The sequence below is a fragment of the Dehalobacter sp. DCM genome (assembly GCF_024972775.1).
Classification (GTDB): Bacteria; Bacillota; Desulfitobacteriia; order Desulfitobacteriales; family Syntrophobotulaceae; genus Dehalobacter.
The window spans coordinates 655829-675037 of record NZ_CP092282.1 but is presented as its reverse complement, the minus strand read 5'-3'; the positions used below and the strand labels follow the sequence as shown (position 1 = coordinate 675037).

The following is a 19209-nucleotide window of genomic DNA, read 5'->3' as shown; positions in this document are numbered from 1 at the left end:
TACAGCCCCTTTTGGCAAGAGACTGCAAAATAGTCATTCTCTCATTTTTATTGCTCATCCCATATTTTTAATATAATGGTAAATTATGGCCCCCATTGAAGGTAGTCTTCATATAATAAACGGGGTGAGGAGATTGAATATCGAGACCTTATATATCACTGAAGACCAAAGCGTCCTGGAAGCGATGAAGCAGATCGATGCAACCGCCAATCAAATTCTGCTTATTCCCGAAAATAAAAAACTGAAAGCCATCATTACCGACGGCGACATTAGAAGGCATTTGCTGCACGGAGGAAAGTTAGAGGATAAAGTAAAAGAAATTGCCAATTATCAGCCACGCTATATCTTGGAAAAAGATAAAGATCAAGCCCGGCAATTAATGAAAAAATGGTCCGTCTTATCTTTGCCGGTTGTCAGTGAAACATTGGAGATCCAATCCATCGTCTTTCTCCAAGATTACGAGATTGGACGCCACCATGCCGTAAGTGCGCCGGTGGTGATTATGGCCGGCGGCCTGGGGACGCGGCTGTATCCGTATACTAAAATCTTACCCAAACCCCTGATTCCTATCGGCGATATACCTATCACCGAGCATATTATTAACAATTTTCTGGAATATGGGTGCCAGGAGTTTCATTTAATCGTCAATCATAAAAAAAATATGATCAAGTCCTATTTCAGCGAAGTAGAAAAAGATTATGTCCTGGAATTTCATCCGGAAGAGGCGCCGCTGGGTACAGGCGGTGGGCTCAGCCTGCTTCAAGGGAAACTGGGATCGGCCTTTTTCCTGACGAACTGCGATGTGCTGATCAGAGCCAACTATAAGGAGATATATGACCATCATCAGCAAACCGGCAATATGATTACTATCGTAGCAGCCTATAAGCATCTCACGCTGCCTTATGGAATAATTAATATGGACAGCAATGGTGAAATAGCTTCCATGATCGAGAAACCCGAGTACTCCTTCCTGACTAATTCAGGCTTTTATGTTGTGGAACCCGAGGTTCTGAACACGCTGGAGAAGGATCAAGCTATAGGGTTCCCCGACATCATCGCGCAGCAAAAAAGACTGGGGCAAAAGATCGGGATTTTTCCTGTCAGCGAACGGTGTTGGCTGGATATGGGACAGTTTGAAGAGTTGGAAAGAATGAAGCAGGAATTAGGGGTATGAGCTCATGGAAAAAATTGTTCTGGTCGGCGCGGGCGGACATGCGCTTAGTGTGATAGACAGCATCCATGCCGCCGGGAAATACGAAATCGTGGGAATTACCGCATTGGACTATATCGGCAAGAAACTATTAGGCTATGAAATATTAGGAACCGACGCCGTATTACAGTCTGTATTTGAGAGCGGGATCAAACATGCTTTTATTGCAGTCGGAAGTATCGGAAACCCTGCTTTGCGAGAAAACCTCTTTTTTAGACTCAAACGTCAAGGCTTTATTCTGCCTGCGATAATCGATCCGTCTGCAACTATCGGCAGCGATGTCCGTCTGAGCGAGGGTATTTACGCGGGCAGGAACACGATCATCAATGCCAAGAGCGCTATTGGCGATATGGCGATCATTAATACAGGCGCCATACTGGAGCATAATTGCCGTATGCAAGAATTCACCCATATCGGGCCCGGCGCTGTGATCTGCGGCGACGTCAACATCGGCGCCCGGACTCATATCGGCGCCAACGCGACGGTGATTCAAGGCGTCACTATCGGCGACGACTGCCTAATCGGCGCCGGAAGCGTTGTGGTCCGCGATGTTCAGGACAAGGTTGTGGCGTACGGTAATCCCTGCAAGGCGGCGAGAAAGAATGCCTAAAGTTTTTATTATTGCCGAAGCCGGCGTCAACCACAACGGAGATATAAATCTTGCTAAAAAATTGATAGACGCAGCGAAAACCGCAGGCGCGGATGCAGTCAAGTTTCAAACCTTTCAGGCAGAGAACCTCGTATCCAAAGTAGCGCAGAAAGCCGACTATCAAAAACAAACAACCGGAGCTGAAGAAAACCAGTTAGCCATGATAAAGAAACTGGAGCTTTCTTTTGACGATTTCCGTGAACTCAAAAAGTATTGTGATCAAAAAGAGATTCTATTTCTTTCCACGCCCTTTGATTATGATAGCATCGATTTTTTAGACAGTCTCGGCATGCCAATATTTAAGGCGCCGTCAGGAGAAATTACCAACCTGCCGTACCTGATAAGAATCGCCAATACCGGCAAACCGGTGATCCTGTCAACGGGAATGAGCGATCTCGATGAGGTGGGATTAGCGCTCAAAGCCCTCCAGAATAATGGCGCAGGTCCGCTAACCTTATTACACTGCCATACACAATACCCTACCCTTTTCGGAGACGCCAACATCAAAGCGATGCTAACCCTGAAAGAACACTTCGGCGTCGAGGTCGGCTATTCCGATCATACCTTAGGGATAGAAGCCGCCGTTGCCGCAGTGGCCCTGGGCGCCGCTGTGATCGAAAAGCATTTTACGCTGGATAAAAACCTGGAAGGTCCGGACCATAAAGCAAGCCTTAATCCCAAGGAGCTTAAGGCCATGGTTTCAGCGATCAGAAATATTGAACTCGCTTTGGGGGATGGCCTCAAACGCGTATCAAAATCCGAAGAGCCCAACAAACAAGCCGCCCGCAAAAGTATTGTCGCCAAACGCCATATTGCCAAAGGCGAGGTCTTTACCCAAGATAATTTGACCGTTAAACGCCCCGGTAATGGGATTTCTCCCATGAAATGGTTTGAGGTTCTGGGATTACGCGCAACGCGTGATTTTTGTGAGGATGAGTTGATAGAATGATGAAAAAAACGATTTGCATCGTTACCGGTTCACGCGCTGAATATGGTCTTTTACGGCCCGTCATATTTCGGCTGGCTGCTATTAGGAGTTTTGTCGTAAAAATTGTTGCCACCGGCATGCATCTGTCTGCGGATTTTGGCTGCACGTATAAGGAGATTGAAGCCGACGGCGTCCCGATAGACGCTACAATAGATATTTTGCGTTATAACGGTTCCGCCAAGACTAATAATAATTTAGATACCATTAATACTATCAATACCACCAATACTACGTCTAAGGCCATTGGAATTGGAATTATCGGTTTTGCGGAGTATTTCGCAAAAACCCAGCCTGATTTAGTCGTCGTCTTAGGGGACCGGTTTGAAATTTTCGCCGCCGCCACGGCCGCGGCAGTCGCTTGTATCCCCATTGCGCATCTTCATGGCGGGGAAACAACAGAGGGGTCGCTGGACGAGTTTTTTCGCCACGCCATCAGCAAAATGAGTTATTTGCACTTTACTTCTGCCGAACCATACCGGCAGCGGGTTATTAATATGGGAGAAGCGCCGGACCGGGTATTCAATGTTGGCGCAACCGGCGTGGAAAACATTTTACGAATGTCCCTTATGACCAAAGATGAGCTGGCGCGCAGCATCGACTATGATTTAAACCGTCCCTATGCTCTTGTCACATTTCACCCGGCAACATTGGAAAAGGATACTGCCCTGAAGCAAATGGAAATACTTTTGTCGGCTTTCGATGAGACCGATGGGCTGAATTATATCTTTACCAAAGCTAACGCGGATCAATATGGCCGGGAGATCAATCACAAACTGGAAGCCTACTGTGAGAGCAAAGCGAATTCGATTTGTTTTGCCTCTCTGGGCGTAAGGCGTTACCTCTCGGCGATGAAATATTGCGAAATGGTGATCGGCAATTCCTCCAGCGGCATCATTGAAACCCCCAGCTTTAAAAAACCCACGATTAATATCGGCGACAGGCAAAAAGGCAGGATCTGCGCCAGATCAGTCTTATCCTGCCAACCGGAAAAGCACGCTATCCTCCATTGCATTAATAAAGCGAGGTCCGGACAGTTTTTGCGTGAAATTGCCGATCAGGAAAATCCCTACGGCGACGGTAAAACTTCCGAAAAAATTGCAACGGTAATTCAGGATTTTCTGGATAATAACAAGATCAATCTAAAAAAGAGTTTTTATGATGTCAAGAGGCAAGACCATGTTCAATGAGCAGCGACTAATCGCCATTATTCCCGCGCGCAGCGGTTCAAAGGGATTACCTGGCAAGAATATACGCCTTCTTAACGGCAAACCCCTCCTGGCCTATAGTATTATTCAAGCCCGGGAGGCAGGAATATTTGATGAAATATTCCTTTCCACTGATTCACTGGAATATGCCGATATCGCCATCCAATACGGCGCCCCTGTTCCATTTTTAAGATCGGCGGAGCTGGCTTCAGATTCCGCTTCGACCTGGGATTGCGTAAGAGAGGCCCTTGAACAATTCTGGGCGCTGGGCAAAGCGTATGATATCCTGGTTGTCCTGCAGCCGACATCTCCGCTGCGAACTGCTGATGATATTATCAAGGCTATTGAAAAAATGACCCAAACCAACGCGGATTCCGTCGTGTCGGTTTGCGAGGCTGAGCATTCCCCGTTGTGGTTTAACACCTTGCCGGAAAATGAATCTCTTAGGGGTTTTCTGCAGCCGGAGATTATAGCCAAACCCAGACAGAAACTTCCTGCGTTCTATCGAATTAACGGGGCCATCTATGCTGTAAGAACCTCCTTTTTTTTGCGAACACACGATATCTTCGACGGAAACTCTTTCGCCTACGTCATGCCGAAAGAAAGATCGATCGATATCGATACGTTATCTGATTTTTCTATCGCCGAGTGTCTTCTTAGCCATAAAACAATATAAAGAGTTATATAGAATTTCCGGTTAGTTTAATAAAGTTATTGATAATCCGCAATCCGGTCATCCCGCTTTTTTCCGGATGAAATTGACAGCCGTACAAGTAGCCTGATTGAATCGCTGCGGCAATAATTTGCCCGTTATAAAATGTGTCAGCCAGCCGATCCGATACGTTTGCAGGTACTGCCGTATATGAATGTACAAAATACACCGTGTCGCCGATTTTAATATCTTCAAGAATGGTCCCTTGCCAGCTTTCTTTCCCGCCCGGTAACGCTAAAGCATTCCAGCCGATGTGCGGTATTTTGTGTCTTAAGCCGTGAACATCGTGATCCGGTATCCTAACGACACTGCCCTGTATCAGCCCTAAGCCTTCATGAATCCCGAATTCTTCACTTTTCCCCATCATCATTTGCATCCCCAGACAGATGCCGAGAAAAGGCCTTTCCCGCGAAGCAAAATCAATAATCGCCTCTCTAAGACCCCGTTCGGATAATCCCCTCATGCCATCGGCAAAAGCGCCAACTCCCGGCAAGACCAGATAGTCCGCATTTTTAACGTCGCGGGGGTTATCCGAGATCCTCACCTGACCGCCGCAATATTCCAAGGCTCTTTGGACGCTGAGAATATTTCCCATCCCATAGTCAACTATGGTGATCTTGACCATGTTGCATTCTCCTAACATTAAGATCGCAGGAGACGGCATAATCCCGTATCTCCTGCACCGTCAGTTTATTATAATGAAGGACATGGGCCATGGCGATCGCATCCGCGCTACCGTCGTTAACAACCGTGATCATATCCTCTAAACCGCCCATGCCGCCGCTGGCAATCACAGGTATCGGAACTGCATTCGACGCAGCCTTAACAAGGTCCACGTCGAATCCTTTGGCTGTACCTTCCCGGTCTACCGAGGTTAAGAGTATTTCGCCGGCGCCCAGTTCATATCCCCTTTTAACCCATTCAATAGCATCAATACCCGTTTTTTCCCTGCCGTTATCATAATAAGCTTCCCAGTGACCCGGACTAACCTTTTTGGCTTCAATGGATAAAACCATACACTGGGCGCCGAACCTTGTGGCGACTTCGCGGATTAATTCAGGCCGTTTTAGCGCGGCGGTATTAATCGCCACCTTATCGGCCCCAGCCCGCAGGACGTCTCTGACATCCTCCACTTTACGAATACCGCCGCCGACCGTCAGCGGGATAAATACGTCCTTTGCCGCGCTGCGCACGATCTCCAATAAATTATTCCGTTCATATAAACTTGCCACGATATCGAGATAAATTAGTTCGTCTATTCCCTGGTCGTAATATGCTTTAGCATAAGCATTGGGGTCGCCGATTTTTCTCAGCCCCTCAAGTTGGACGCCTTTAACTAAATTAGGGCCTTTCACGTCTAACCGGGCAATTAATCGAATATTACTTCTGGTCTTCATATTATTCATAGTCTACACTTTTCACTTTTCATAAATCGGGCGGCGCAACTTCCAATTCCCGTTTTCACGTTTCCAGAGATGAGGTGATCGAAAAGTGTCGGCAAGCGCCATAAAATAATCCTTATCCATAACCGGTTGTTCAAACATTTTACATGCCGACGGAAACTCCTTTTCAGGAATACTTAAATATTGAAAGATTTCCTCCGCAAAACGCTCCGGATACTCCCCGTCAAATTTTTTCACCAGAGCTACCCCTTCCTCACGGGTTATCTCTTGATTTCTGATTTCTTGCGCGGCGTCATAGGTTGCCCGTCCGATCCCGAACTTGATAAAGGTTGTATAGTAATGGAAGTCGTCGATCTTATCATCAATACTGTTATACTTGCTGTAAGTGCCAGCCGTCCGTTCCGGCGACGGCCTAAAACCGCCGTTCTCAACAGCGTAATAATAGCACTCTTGGGGATGCCATTTTAAATAATACCCGAGATAGTGGACCTCGACCTTTTTCCGCGCCAGTTGATCCGGATCAGCCGGCATATAGGGAAGCAGCTCAACCGGCTCAACGCCGAACTCTCTCTCTAAGGCTTCTAAAGATACGCCGCCGAGATAAATCTTGCTTTTGTCTTCCGCGGTGAAATACTTATAGTCTCTTTTCGCCGACGAAGTATCGGATATCGGATTACCGTACTCAGCCTCATTTTCACCGTAGAAAACCAGTTTTATATCATGGGCTAAAGCCATTTTCGGCGCCAGGGATTTCTGTCCAAACATAAAAGGCTGAAATGGATGGAAAAGATTCTCTACCGCGAGCCTTGTCAGCAAGCGATGGGTTCGGGGATTCGGCGTACACAGGAAATTATCAAAGCCGGCGTTTAACCAGGCCTGAAAATTATGCCATCCCCAAGGTGTATAAAGGTGGGGCGCCCAAGTTACGGTCAATGGATGCATGCCATATTTATATTTAAGAACATGCGCCGCGTAAAAGCTGTCTTTGCCGCCGGATCCAGGAACAAGGCAGTCATAAGAGCCGTCACTTTTCCGGTATTTGTTACATAAATCCAACAGTTCCCGCTCGCGCTCCTGCCAATCAATACTTTTGTTTTTGGACTGAGCAAAACGACAGGCGTCACACACTCCTTCCTCATCAAAATGGATCGTCTCTTTCTTGGAGTTCTTGGTGTGTTGATATTCGACGGTCGAATTTGGGCGTTGATTGGACATAACACAACGCTTGCAATACTTCAGTTCGGATGGAAGACCGTATTTGGCTTCCAACTTATTTTCGTTTAATTCGTCTGATTCAAACTTGAAATCATCAATGACTCCCGGTCGGTTAATTCTTTCCATCTCTTTCCCGCCTTATTACTTTATTAAGATTGATCGCCGGATTTTATACCCAGCACCCGCTCCAAATATTTCTTATTGTGCAGAATCTGGTTGTTTCCCGGGGAATACTTCCCGGCTATCTCATTGTGCTCATAGGCTAACTGATGTTGGCCTAAACGGTCATAACAGACACAAAGCTGGATATGCGGCAGCCACATTAATCGGCTGTTTAAAGGTTTTTCCAATTGAGCCGCCAGCTTATACCAGAAAACCGCCTGCTCATAGTGCTGAATATTCAGGAAATATAAGCCTAAATGACAACAAAACTCAGCGTTGGGCGGGGCATAGGCAAAGGTTTTTAAGATATATTCAAGTTGTTTATCCGTATCTCCGGAATCCTGAAAATAATCGACCAGTTTCCTGCATGTTGAAATTTTTTCTTCAACCCCGCCCTGCCCTGTCCTTAAATATTCCTGATACGCTTCAATCGCCCGCGTATTGCTTTCTGTCAACAATTCTCTTAATTCTGCGCCGGACAGGCAGTCATGGACCCCAAGTTCTTCTTCCGCAAAATGCTTTTGCTCCTCAGTGATGACTTGTGTGGGACCCGAGAACATCTTTTCTGCCAAAAGACCCATCGGGTAATCTGTATAACTGAATTTTGAGGGCATCAGCGGTTCTCCGCCGTTATTCTCCAGCTCAGCCTGCTCGCCATAGATAAAAAAGGGAATCCCCATTTCTACTGCATAAAAAGAATATGAGCCGACTTGATTCGAGGTGGCATATTGATGACCTCGGAGAAGATCATAAAACTTTTCTACGAATTCAAACCCCAGTACCCAGATGGGTCCGGCGGATACAACATTGAACCCATATTCTTTGTATTTTTCATCCTTCTTTCTTTCGATATCATGAAGATGCAAACATATCGTTACCGGCTGAAACTCGCTCGGAAGGCTTTGCAGCTGTTTACAGTACGCATCGATATTGAATACCGCGTCAATTGTTGGCTGGGAATGTGCGGGAAAGGCTATAGTACCCTTAGCGTCTATATCCTTTTCTATTTTCCTTGATTTTCGGTAGTGGATAAATGGCGCGCCAACAATAGCCGCGGGAATACTGCTTTTTTCGTTCCACTCTTGCAGACGTCTTCTGCTCCAAACCAACATGAGGGGTTTATCAGTTTGAGCGTCATACGGATCAGGCTCCGGTATGGGATTCCACCCATGCTCATAGCGGCAATACAGCGGCAGCGTTGCCGGGCAGCCGGCATATTCTCTGATAATGGCATAAAGCCCGTAGATTGAAAGCCAATTCATCATTCACTCACCTATTAATGACTCTTCTGTTCAGAAGATTTTTGAGCTAAAATACCCTCCAGATACGTCTTGTTATACAGAACCTGGGGATTTTCCGGATGATACCTTCTGGCAAGCTCATTATGCTCGTAGGCCAACTCATATTGACCTAAACGGTCATAGCAAACGCACAACTGCAAATGCGGCAGCCAGGTCCAACAGGCTTCAACCATGAATCCCGAACTGTCAGCAGGCTTTTCCAGTCGGGTAGCCAGTTTATACCATGAAATACTCTGCTCATACCGTTTTTCATTCAGAAAGTAGAAACCCAAACGACAGCAAAACTCAGCTCTGGGAGAGGCATATTCAAAAGATTTGAAGATATATTCAAGTTGTTGCTGCTTTTTCCCCAAAGCTTCAAAACAATCGGCCAGTTTTCCGCAAGCAGAAATTTTATCTTCAACCCAGCCTTGTTCTGTCTCCAAAAATTCCAAATAAACTTCAATTGCCCGGCTATGGAGCTGATGATCAAACAATTCGTTGCCATAATAGTATAAATCCCTCGGATAAAACGGCTCCCCTTTATCTTTTCGCCTCTCAAATATTTTTAGATTGCGATCAGAATTATGACCTTGGATACGCCGGTGGGTGACACAAATATCTGAATTCAAAGTATTTCCCGACACGGCTAAATATTCGTGCACCGCTCCTACCCAGCGAAAGTTTTTATTTCGTTTAACCAGACGGTTCCTCCGGAAACTAAACGAGACTTTCCCATATTGATCGAAAGCATAATGATAGAGCATACTCACCACATCCACCAGCGGATCGATATTTCTCTTGAGTGTTAATAATTTTTCTCGATCTTCATCTAGTAAGATATCGTCCGCATCCAACCAAAGGATATAGTCCCTGGTTGCCTGACTGAAAGCAAAATTACGGGCGGCGGCAAAGTCATCTATCCAGGTAAAATCAAAAATCCGATCGGTATATTGCTGAGCGATCTCCTTGGTACGATCGGTAGAACCCGTATCAACAATGACTATTTCATCACACATGTCTTTAACCGAATCAAGACAGCGGCCAAGTGTCTTCTCTTCATTTTTAACGATAATACATAAGCTGATTGTGATCTCCTTTTCTTCCATGGGTCAATCTCCTTAGAAAATAATTTAATTCATCATATTCAAAACAACTTTAAATGGGACAAATCATAAAAAAATAATCAAAACGCGGTCGCATTGACCGCGTTTTGATTAAATCTAAATTTTAAGGATTGAACTGTTAAAATGTGATGTTTAAAGTAATATTACTACCTGTCGTAACATAGAAAGTCCCTTGGCGTTGCCAAGGGACTTGAAACGAATTAGTCTAATTTATTGATAGTCATTTGTGCACCAACATCAGGTGAAGGAGTTGTTGTGAACGGAGTTGCGGAGGGGTTATTAAGCGTTACGATATCACCCCCTGCAAGTGTTAGAATTGCCTGACCGGTTACTGGGCCAGTAGCGGTCAACGCGATAATTTGAGTCGAAGGGTCAACAACGCCGCCATTCACTGAAATAGCTATTTGTGCGCCTATACCTACAGTTATGCTTACGCTATAGTCAATCTGATAGTCACCGGCTAGTGTAACAGTTACCCCGGCTGTACCGGCTGTATGAGTTTCATTTACAAGCGGACCATTGCTGCTAAACGTTACATCTGCTCCGGCAGCTACAACTTGACCTGTGATTGCGGTAAGGTCATATACATAACCGTAGGCAGCTAAACCTGCTCCAGTGGGGCCCGTGGCTCCCGTATCTCCTGTCGGTCCTGTGGCTCCCGCTATACCTGTTGCTCCTGTGGCTCCGGTATCTCCCGTTGGTCCGGTGGCTCCGGCTATACCCGTTGCCCCTGTTGCTCCGGTATCTCCTGTCGGTCCGGTGGCTCCGGCTATGCCTGTTGCTCCTGTGGCTCCGGTATCTCCCGTTGGTCCGGTGGCTCCGGCTATACCCGTTGCCCCTGTTGCTCCGGTATCTCCTGTCGGTCCGGTGGCTCCGGCTATGCCTGTTGCTCCTGTGGCTCCGGTATCTCCCGTTGGTCCGGTGGCTCCGGCTATACCCGTTGCCCCTGTTGCTCCGGTATCTCCTGTCGGTCCGGTGGCCCCGGCTATGCCTGTTGCTCCCGTAGCTCCGGCGATACCTGTTGCTCCGGTGGCTCCGGTTGGGCCGGTCGGTCCAATCACTCCACCCGAGAATGTGACTACAATCTCAGGTTCATACAGAGCGCCGATACCGTTACCTCCGAATTCTACCTCAGTAACCCCGTCAGGATTTGTTAATGCTATACCGAAATTTGGAAAAGCACCATTTAACCATTGATTAAACAGCATTGTGATATCAATTTCAATATATTGCAATACATCACTGGTGGAGATATTTTGGGTCGAACCGGTTGCTACATATCCTGGCTGTGTGTTATACGTTACCGTTGCCGTACTAAAGGGCGTTGTTACTCTGTTTACATTGATTGGACTTGCTGCAACACCCGTTTTGGTAAAAACAAACAGTCTGATAACGGCGTTATCAACGGCAGCCACAGGCAAAATTGGAATAATAAATGTGAGAAAACTGATGCAATTTGCAAAAACCGCATCATTTCCTGTAATTATTATGGCACTGGCTGACAAATTAGTATTTGGTAAAGCTGAGGACACGAATGTCGTCCCCGTAAATGGAATTGTTTGCTGTGGCACAATATCACCCCTTTCTACGATAATATATTCCAACGATATACTGTTTGTCCTTACAAGCACTAGCATTTAGATAATAAAAAAAACATAACCCCAGGAAGTCAGAAAACAATAGACTAGTTCAATGTATTTAAAATAATCGCGCAAATATCTTCAACGCACAATAATTTATCTATCAAGACTCTGGAGTTAGATAAACATGGCACGCCCTAAAAAATACGGAAATTCCAAACTCTCAGATGCCGAAGTTGAGCGCTTGACTGTGATTACCAATATAAGAACTGCCGAAGCACAGAAGATTCAGCGTGCGAAAATATTGCTTCTCAGTACAGGAGGCATAAGTAATGTGAACATTGCAGAAAAACGAGATACTCACAAGAGTTCAGACTTTGTTGATTTCCTGAATATTCTTGATGACAAGTACGACAAGGAGAAGAAGATTAAGATTGTACTTGATAATCACAGTTCGCATACCTTAAAAGAAACCAGGAGGTACTTGGAGTAACACCCTTGACGGTTTGAGTTCTTGTTCACCCCCAAGCATGGTTCGTGGCTCAATATGATAGAAAGTTTCTTTAGCAAGTTTGCCCGCGTATGCCTGAAAGGCATTCGAGCACAAACAAAAGACGAATTGGTTCAACGGATTTATCAGTATACGAATGAGGTCAATGCTGAACTTGTTGTGTATGGCTGGAAATACAAGATGGATGAGATTGAAATCTAGAGTTTGCACACTTAATTTAAGAATGTTGTACTCATTATATTTAATTTTAAGGGTTAACAAGGTACTAGGGCTTCATAGACACTCATTTAAACCAAGTGCCTTGTAAACTCTAATTCCTGTACATCCTTGCGGCAGATTTCATGTAATACTGCGTTGTCTTGTCGCTCCTATGCCATCCATGGCATAGGAGCGACCGCCTTGTCTTACAAGAAATCTGCTCACAATTATATTACAGTTTTAGAGTTTACAAGGCACTAGCACTTATAAAAATACAGTTCATATATTGAATATAAGGGAGTGGATTAATGATGGAATATATTCAAAAAGCACGAGAATTGGGGGAAGCGCTTCTGAACACCCCAGAGGTACGAAACCTTAAGGAAGCTGAAGCACAGATCGCCAATGATCCTGAAGCGGCTAAGGCCTTAGCGGAGTACAGGGAAAAAGAAAGTAATATGCAAGTAGCAACAGCTCAAAGGTTAAATAGTATTCCATCTGAAAGAGAAAGTCTTGCTCTTATAGATCTTAAAATGAAGCTTATCCGTAAGTATCCATCTATCCGCAACTTTTATATACTTCAACAGGACTATGAAACAATTATGGCTACAGTAAATATGACTTTGATCATAACTATTTACGGAATGCCTAGTGCTGAAAGCCTTCCGCTTCCACATTGTCTTAAGAATTTAGCGCAGCAACTTCTTGATAATATATAGTCCCGCAAAGAGAACCATTTATTTAGATTTTCGAATGTTTATATTAGCCTTGAATGCTAGATTTTCTAAATATTAACCCATATTCATATCGATAACTATATTAAGGAGGGAAGAATCATTACTTTGCTATTTGATTCACAAAAGCCCTTTGATTCCAATAGTTCTTCTGATAAAAACCGTCCGGGCAGTGATTCTTTTGCTATTAATACTTCTGTTCCTTTTACTTTTTCTTTGCTCATATCCAACAGTCTTCATCCCGATATCTACAGTCCGGTTGGTACCTTGATAATACCGCTTTACAGACCACTAGTTCCCTATGGGTATTATATTCTTATCGGTATCGAGTTACTGACAGCCATGTTGTTCAAATGGTCATCAGCTCATTCCGGAAGTTATAGATATTCTCTTAGCAATAGTACAGCTTTCCCCGATCTAACTGCAATTAACCAGTACATCAACACTGCTTCTCCCCGGCAGATTTTAGGGGGAGAAGATTTAAGTGTTGGGCAGTTTAGCCCTCAAGCCGGCAGGGCTCTTGAACAGGAGATTTTTCAAACCCCACTGATCCCGTCAGAAGGATTAACCATTAATTTGGCTTTAGCAGCACCCGTGCGCGCTATTCGGAGCATGGCAAGTACTGCTTTTACTTTTAAACTGAAAGCTATTGACAATGCTCCTGGCTATCTTATCCCTTTTATCCTGGTAATATTATATTTCCTGACCGGCCCATATTTTAAAGCAAAAGCTGAACGGGGAGATGAATAACCGTTTATTCTAACTTTGTTACTGATTTTACTTACTTATTCCCTTACTCCCAAGACGTCCACATTTGGCTCTTGGGATTTTTAATTTCTCGCTTTGGTTGTTTTGCGAGTTGACCAATTATTATGCCAGAACCCCCATCCGGCACGCTCTTCGATAGGTTTTGTAATTGCGATTTTGAAATTACTTTCATTATCGCTGTTGTGAAAATGAAAATTCTTGGTACGTTGTTTTTTACTATGATAAAGATTTCATTATATTTTGCTTATTCGCAAGGTATTCATATGTTTACTTGAACATGGACAGTTATGGTACGATTCTTGCAATCATATTCTTGCAGGGGAGATATCCATTTTAAAAACTCTGTTTTTTTCTATATTCCCGAAAACACGATTTAGAAAGGAGAAAATGACTTATGGATTACAAAAAATTCCTGGACAGTATTGATCGCAAAGCCTATCACGAAGGCGAATGGCAATGGCAAGAAGGAGATTATACCGTTACGAGAACGTATAACTATTCAGCGCCTGGCTGTCACGATTCCTGTGGTGTACTCTTGTACACGAAAGATGGTAAATTTGAAAAAATCGAAGGTGACCCCCTTGACCCCTATGCTAACGGCAAGCTATGTATGCGCTGCTTAGATGTTGAGGAAATGGTCAACAATCCGCTGCGTTTGAAATACCCCATGAAGCGTGCCGGTGAACGGGGTGAGAATAAATGGGAAAGAATCACCTGGGATGAAGCCCTTGATATTGTTGAGGCGCAAATCAAAAAGCTTGATGACGAAGGCTATGGCCGGGAATCAATTGTCGTCGGTCACGGAACCGGCCGCAATATCAATTGGCAGATTCCGTTTATGGCTGGGGCCTGCTTCGGTACAGCAAACTGCGGTGGTGTTTATTTCTCTGGATGGTCCTGCTATATGCCGCGTGTTTGCGGCGCCGCCGGTCCTCTCGGTGACTATCCGATTGTTGATGCCTCAGAAATCCATCCTGACCGCTATGCTAATGCCGAATGGAAGAATCCTGATGTATTAGTCATCTGGGCAAATGAACCGCTGAAATCCAATGCCGATGGCTATCTCGGTCACTGGCTGAATGTGTGTGTTCAGATGGGCACCAAAATTATTGCCATCGACCCGGTTTTAACCTGGTGGGGCGCGCGTGCGGAGTACTGGCTGGCCATTAACAGCGGAACGGACATTTGTCTCGCTTTAGCTTGGCTCAACGTCATCATGAACGAAGACCTCGTTGATCATGAATTTATTTCTAATTGGGTCTCCTACTATAATGAACTCAAAGAGCATGTTCAACAGTTTACACCGGAATGGGCAGCTGAACGTACCGGTCTTGCTGTCGAAGACATTATCGGTTCGGCCCGCCTGTACGCGAGTGCCGATGCCGGTGCGATTCAATGGGGTCTCCCCTTTGATGCTTCCAGCTCTTCTTCCATGCATCTGTGCCAAGCCGTTTGCTGCCTTATGGCGATCTGCGGCAATATTGAGAAGCCCGGTACCCATACGCTGGTTCACAATTCCTTTGAAATCAACGCCGGGTACTCCTCTGCGGACCTGTATGCAAGACCGTCTGCCAAGGAAAAGAAATTCAGCAAAAAGATTGCCGGCTTTGAAGGTCTGGACTTTGTCGGTATGTCCAATCCCGATGCCATGGCGAAATGCCTGGAAACCGGTGATCCCTATCCGATCCGGATATGGTGGGGACAATCCTGTAACCAGATCTGCGGTCATGAAGAACCCGCTCCGCGTGCTTATAAATATATGCGGGATATACCCTTTATTGTTTATGCGGATCCCTTCCTGACTCCGACCATGGTTGCTTTTGCCGATCTGGTACTGCCCGTAGCGATGAGCTGTGAACGCGATTCAGCTCGTACTTGGTGGACGCCGCTTCGCGCCATGAAAAAAGTATCGGATTTTTACGAAGCAAAATCCGATGAAGAAATTATACTCTGGCTGGGCAAACGTCTTAACCCGGAGCTCTTTAAAAACTGGAATACACCCGAAGACCTCATCAACTCCTATATGCTGACCAGTATGGCTGTTGTTGACGAATCCGGCAAAGTAAAAAAAGCCAACTTCTCCGCAGCAACTGACGATGCGTGGGGCCATGATAATGATTTGACAGGCAGTATCAATACACTTTGCCCGGTCAACTTCCAGGAGCTGGTCGAAAAGGGCGGCTATCTCTATGATGAATGGAATTCCACCTATAACAAGCACGAGAAGGGCCTGCTCCGTCCCGACGGACAGCCAGGCTTCAATACGCCTACCGGCCGTATCGAGCTCATCCCTTCGATCTTTACCGAATGGGGCATTCCTCCTTATCCCGTCTATACACCGGTATCGGTGAGCAAAGACACGACGCCCGAAATGTTTGAAGAATATCCATTTTATTTCATCAATGGTTCGCGGTCATATGAATTCTTCCATACGGAACACCGTCAAGCTGCGACCATGCGCGAATTCCATCCAGAACCACTTGTCAAGATTTCTCCGGAAACAGCCGAAGAATATGGCCTCAGAAACGGTGACTGGATCTGGATAGAAAATCCGGATGGCCGCTGCAAACAGATGGTGAGTATTTTCCCTGGTATGGACAAACGATTCATCAGTGCCGAACACGGATGGTGGAAGCCTGAAACGGAAATCGCCGAACCGCACCTTTGCGGCGCTTTCGATTATAATCCGAACAACCTGACCCACGCCTATGAAAGCGGCCCTGGGAATATCGGTGCTCCTATCAAATGCTTGATCGCTAAGATTTACAAATGCCAAGAAGGTGATATCACGCCGGGCGAACAAGTTACGAGACTAGGCGGGTTCCGGTCTTATGAACCTGGGAAAATGTAATTAGGAGGAATTCAACAATGAAAGGGATACTTGTAAATTATGAATTTTGCACAGGCTGCCATAGTTGTGAAGTAGCGTGCAAAAAATACTTGGACCTCCCTAAAGGTGAATTTGGGATTAAGATTTCCGAAGTGGGTCCGTGGCAGTATGAAAAAGCAGAAAAAGGTCCTAACAAATGGGAGTGGACCTGGATGCCCACTATAACCAAAGCCTGTAATCTATGCGAAGATCGGGTTGGTGAAGGGAAAATGCCGATGTGTGTACAACACTGTCAGGCTTGGTGCATGCATTACGGTGAGGTAGAAGAACTTGTCGGCCTGATCAAAGAGGGAACTCGCTGGGCTCTTCTGACTAAATAAACATAGATCGGCTTTGCCATTACGTATTACGCCCCCAAACGTTGGAGAAAAAGCAACATTTGGGGGCGTTTTTTTTCGAAAGAAATCACCTTTATTCCATCATTCTAATTTATAACAGACATTATATTCTTTTAGCTATGGTGCCTTTACTTCTAAATTTATGAAACATATAATTATATTTAGGTAACATAAGCAGTTTTAGAGAAACAGACCTTCGTAAAATTCATAAAATATGCTTCCTGTCTTGTCGATGTTTTAGAAAACTCTGCCGATTTTACTTGCTATTGGTAAATTGGAAAGGGGTAATACGATGAATGGGGTCGCGCAAAGCCGGTACAATCTATCTGATTTATGTTTACTGCCGCCAATTAACTCCAAATCATATTGGCTGGGAGTTAAAGAGGCCAAAGAAAAGTTCTTCTGCTTTGAAAGTGCTGATCCTCCGTCTCCTATTGTCCGTCCCGAAATCGCACGATCTTGGATACGTGCAAAGAAGCGTGGCCTAAACCCTTATTCCGACTATAAGGATTTAGCACTTGACGAAAAGAAGCTGGAAGAAAAATGGAATCATAACCGGATACTGTATGAGGTATGTTCTTCAATTATTTCTTCCTACGAATCTCTGGCCCAAAGTTCCGGTTTTGCCTTGGAACTTTTTGATGCTTCCGGCGGCCACTTATTGGGTTCACATTTAGCCTGCCGGATCATCGAAGATCATACTCCGCCTATCGATTGGCGGGAAGAGAAGGTCGGAACTCTAAGCCAATTCTTAGTTAAGGAATACCGAAAACCATTTTGTTTGATCGGGCCCGAGGTGCTTCTCTACTTCTTTCATGACAACATCTCCTTCTGTGCCCCGATCTTAGATGACTTCGGCAAACCCATTGCTTCTTTGCTTTTAGCGCAGGAACTTGGCGATAGTCCCTGGAAACACGCTAGCCCTGCTCTGCAAAGGCATTCTCTTGGCTGGGTTTGTTCACTGGCTGCCGCGATTGAGGGCCAAGTCTCTCTGATGAAGAAAAATGAAGTTCTGCGTTCCCGCAGTGTATATTCGATTCCTAAAGAGCCAGTGCACCAACTGCTTGATGTATCCGGTGACACACGGGCTGTATTCACCTTTGACGATATTATTGGCATGGATAAGACCATACAAACGGTTAAAGCCCAAGCCATGCAGTTTGCTATGAGCGACGAAAACATATTATTGTTGGGGGAAAGTGGAACTGGCAAAGAACTGTTCGCCCAAGCCATTCATAACTATTCCAATCCAGGCGGCCCGTTTATCGCTGTTAACTGTTCGGCAATTCCAGACGAATTGATAGAAAGCGAACTTTTCGGCTATGAAGCCGGCGCTTTTACAGGGGCAGAAAAGAACGGAAAAACAGGAAAGATTCAATTAGCTGAGGGCGGCACACTTTTTTTAGATGAAATCGGCAGTATGCCGTACCATTTGCAGTCGGTTTTACTTCGCGTCCTCCAAGATAAGCTGATTATGCGCGTGGGCGGAAAACAGTACCATAAAGTGAACTTCAGACTGATAGCTGCAACCAATGGCGATCTTATTGACCAAGCCAAGCTGAAAACTTTTAGAAATGACTTGTTTTTCCGACTCTCAGTCCTTTATATTGAAATTCCTTCTTTGGCCGTGCGTGGCAGCGATATTAAAATCTTGGCAAACCACTTCATAAAACAATATGCACTTAAGCAAAAATGCAAAGTCACCCCTGTGTTAAGTAAAGAAGCTGAACAGGAACTATTATCCTGTGCTTGGCCGGGCAATGTGCGTCAATTGCAGAATACGATCATCTATGCTATGCATATGTGTACGGATCATACGATTGAGCCGGAACACCTCCCACATAAAACGCTGTTTCCCGCATTAAGACACCCCATTAATTTAAAGCATACTGCAAATTACGGCACACACCAGGCTCAACCAGACCTGCCGGGGATCACAGGCAATATTATGACCATTGATGAAATGGAGAAAAAAATTATCCTGGAAGCCTTAGCTAAAGCAAACCATCAATTAAAAGTAACTGCAGACTTGCTGGGGATCAGCTATTCCGCTTTACACCGGCGACTAAAAAAATTCAACATCATCACGACACATATCGACATATAATTTCATTAGCACATTGAAAAAACCTGAAAGGAATTTCTTTTAACTTCCTTTCAGGATTTTTTGTCTATCTGGGCAAATGCTAAAAGCGCCTGAAAACGCGGGGCTCCGGCTATATTCCTTATTTATATTAAT

The 19209-nt window shown here is 45.1% G+C and carries 16 protein-coding genes and 1 pseudogene; 11 read left to right on the top strand and 6 right to left on the bottom strand.

Annotated elements, in window-relative coordinates:
• Window positions 1–124: 124 nt before the first annotated feature.
• The 5 genes from LPY66_RS03305 to LPY66_RS03285 are packed head-to-tail and all read left to right on the top strand — an operon-like array spanning window position 125 to window position 4728.
• Window positions 125–1174, top strand: coding sequence for a sugar phosphate nucleotidyltransferase (locus tag LPY66_RS03305; RefSeq protein WP_337986684.1), 1050 nt, complete (start codon window positions 125–127; stop codon window positions 1172–1174).
• Between the two features lie 4 nt (window positions 1175–1178).
• Complete coding sequence (locus tag LPY66_RS03300; protein WP_337986683.1) at window positions 1179–1820, top strand: acetyltransferase; 642 nt, start codon at window positions 1179–1181, stop codon at window positions 1818–1820.
• Window positions 1813–2808 carry an N-acetylneuraminate synthase gene (neuB, locus tag LPY66_RS03295; protein ID WP_337986682.1) on the top strand — a complete coding sequence of 332 codons (996 nt, stop codon included), beginning with the start codon at window positions 1813–1815 and terminating at the stop codon, window positions 2806–2808. Before LPY66_RS03300 ends, neuB begins: the two co-directional genes overlap by 8 nt.
• Window positions 2808–4034, top strand: coding sequence for a UDP-N-acetylglucosamine 2-epimerase (gene neuC, locus LPY66_RS03290; protein ID WP_443112472.1), 1227 nt, complete (start codon window positions 2808–2810; stop codon window positions 4032–4034). Before neuB ends, neuC begins: the two co-directional genes overlap by 1 nt.
• Window positions 4024–4728: an acylneuraminate cytidylyltransferase family protein gene (locus LPY66_RS03285; RefSeq protein WP_337986680.1), complete on the top strand. Its 705-nt coding sequence runs from the start codon at window positions 4024–4026 to the stop codon at window positions 4726–4728. The genes neuC and LPY66_RS03285 overlap by 11 nt, the downstream gene beginning before the upstream one ends.
• Before the next feature lie 4 nt (window positions 4729–4732).
• Here the strand turns inward: LPY66_RS03285 and hisH are convergent, their stop codons facing one another.
• The 6 genes from hisH to LPY66_RS03255 all read right to left on the bottom strand — a co-directional run bounded on the left by hisH (window position 4733) and on the right by LPY66_RS03255 (window position 11522).
• Window positions 4733–5389 carry an imidazole glycerol phosphate synthase subunit HisH gene (gene hisH / locus LPY66_RS03280; RefSeq protein ID WP_337986679.1) on the bottom strand — a complete coding sequence of 219 codons (657 nt, stop codon included), beginning with the start codon at window positions 5387–5389 and terminating at the stop codon, window positions 4733–4735.
• Window positions 5367–6161, bottom strand: a complete 795-nt coding sequence (hisF, locus tag LPY66_RS03275; protein ID WP_337986678.1) for an imidazole glycerol phosphate synthase subunit HisF — start codon at window positions 6159–6161, stop codon at window positions 5367–5369. The genes hisH and hisF overlap by 23 nt, the downstream gene beginning before the upstream one ends.
• 21 nt (window positions 6162–6182) lie before the next feature.
• Window positions 6183–7508: an N-acetyl sugar amidotransferase gene (locus LPY66_RS03270; RefSeq protein ID WP_337986677.1), complete on the bottom strand. Its 1326-nt coding sequence runs from the start codon at window positions 7506–7508 to the stop codon at window positions 6183–6185.
• A 23-nt stretch (window positions 7509–7531) separates the two neighbouring features.
• Window positions 7532–8809 carry a tetratricopeptide repeat protein gene (locus LPY66_RS03265; protein WP_337986676.1) on the bottom strand — a complete coding sequence of 426 codons (1278 nt, stop codon included), beginning with the start codon at window positions 8807–8809 and terminating at the stop codon, window positions 7532–7534.
• 11 nt (window positions 8810–8820) lie between these two features.
• On the bottom strand, window positions 8821–9933 hold the full coding sequence (locus LPY66_RS03260; protein WP_337986675.1) for a tetratricopeptide repeat-containing glycosyltransferase family 2 protein: 1113 nt from the start codon (window positions 9931–9933) through the stop codon (window positions 8821–8823).
• 218 nt (window positions 9934–10151) lie between these two features.
• Complete coding sequence (locus LPY66_RS03255; RefSeq protein WP_337986674.1) at window positions 10152–11522, bottom strand: DNRLRE domain-containing protein; 1371 nt, start codon at window positions 11520–11522, stop codon at window positions 10152–10154.
• A gap of 196 nt (window positions 11523–11718) precedes the next feature.
• Between LPY66_RS03255 and LPY66_RS03250 the strand changes: the two are divergent.
• The 6 genes and pseudogenes from LPY66_RS03250 to LPY66_RS03225 all read left to right on the top strand — a co-directional run bounded on the left by LPY66_RS03250 (window position 11719) and on the right by LPY66_RS03225 (window position 19077).
• Window positions 11719–12243: pseudogene (locus tag LPY66_RS03250) on the top strand (transposase).
• A 305-nt stretch (window positions 12244–12548) separates the two neighbouring features.
• Window positions 12549–12959: a YlbF family regulator gene (locus LPY66_RS03245; RefSeq protein WP_337986673.1), complete on the top strand. Its 411-nt coding sequence runs from the start codon at window positions 12549–12551 to the stop codon at window positions 12957–12959.
• A 123-nt stretch (window positions 12960–13082) separates the two neighbouring features.
• Window positions 13083–13724, top strand: a complete 642-nt coding sequence (locus tag LPY66_RS03240; protein ID WP_337986672.1) for a hypothetical protein — start codon at window positions 13083–13085, stop codon at window positions 13722–13724.
• Between the two features lie 412 nt (window positions 13725–14136).
• Window positions 14137–16593, top strand: a complete 2457-nt coding sequence (locus LPY66_RS03235; RefSeq protein WP_337986671.1) for a molybdopterin-dependent oxidoreductase — start codon at window positions 14137–14139, stop codon at window positions 16591–16593.
• Between the two features lie 17 nt (window positions 16594–16610).
• Window positions 16611–16952 (top strand): oxidoreductase, encoded by a 342-nt coding sequence (locus LPY66_RS03230; protein ID WP_337986670.1) that lies wholly within the window; start codon window positions 16611–16613, stop codon window positions 16950–16952.
• A 310-nt stretch (window positions 16953–17262) separates the two neighbouring features.
• Window positions 17263–19077, top strand: coding sequence for a sigma-54 interaction domain-containing protein (locus tag LPY66_RS03225; RefSeq protein WP_337986669.1), 1815 nt, complete (start codon window positions 17263–17265; stop codon window positions 19075–19077).
• Window positions 19078–19209 lie beyond the last annotated feature (132 nt).

What these genes read in the sequence shown, in the direction of transcription:
- LPY66_RS03300 (WP_337986683.1), top strand. Translation starts at nt 1,179, where the DNA reads ATGGAAAAAATTGTTCTGGTCGGCGCGGGCGGACATGCGCTTAGTGTG.
- neuB (WP_337986682.1), top strand. Translation starts at nt 1,813, where the DNA reads ATGCCTAAAGTTTTTATTATTGCCGAAGCCGGCGTCAACCACAACGGA.
- neuC (WP_443112472.1), top strand. Translation starts at nt 2,808, where the DNA reads ATGAAAAAAACGATTTGCATCGTTACCGGTTCACGCGCTGAATATGGT.
- LPY66_RS03285 (WP_337986680.1), top strand. Translation starts at nt 4,024, where the DNA reads ATGTTCAATGAGCAGCGACTAATCGCCATTATTCCCGCGCGCAGCGGT.
- hisH (WP_337986679.1), bottom strand. Translation starts at nt 5,389, where the DNA reads ATGGTCAAGATCACCATAGTTGACTATGGGATGGGAAATATTCTCAGC.
- hisF (WP_337986678.1), bottom strand. Translation starts at nt 6,161, where the DNA reads ATGAAGACCAGAAGTAATATTCGATTAATTGCCCGGTTAGACGTGAAA.
- LPY66_RS03270 (WP_337986677.1), bottom strand. Translation starts at nt 7,508, where the DNA reads ATGGAAAGAATTAACCGACCGGGAGTCATTGATGATTTCAAGTTTGAA.
- LPY66_RS03265 (WP_337986676.1), bottom strand. Translation starts at nt 8,809, where the DNA reads ATGATGAATTGGCTTTCAATCTACGGGCTTTATGCCATTATCAGAGAA.
- LPY66_RS03260 (WP_337986675.1), bottom strand. Translation starts at nt 9,933, where the DNA reads ATGGAAGAAAAGGAGATCACAATCAGCTTATGTATTATCGTTAAAAAT.
- LPY66_RS03245 (WP_337986673.1), top strand. Translation starts at nt 12,549, where the DNA reads ATGATGGAATATATTCAAAAAGCACGAGAATTGGGGGAAGCGCTTCTG.
- LPY66_RS03235 (WP_337986671.1), top strand. Translation starts at nt 14,137, where the DNA reads ATGGATTACAAAAAATTCCTGGACAGTATTGATCGCAAAGCCTATCAC.
- LPY66_RS03230 (WP_337986670.1), top strand. Translation starts at nt 16,611, where the DNA reads ATGAAAGGGATACTTGTAAATTATGAATTTTGCACAGGCTGCCATAGT.
- LPY66_RS03225 (WP_337986669.1), top strand. Translation starts at nt 17,263, where the DNA reads ATGAATGGGGTCGCGCAAAGCCGGTACAATCTATCTGATTTATGTTTA.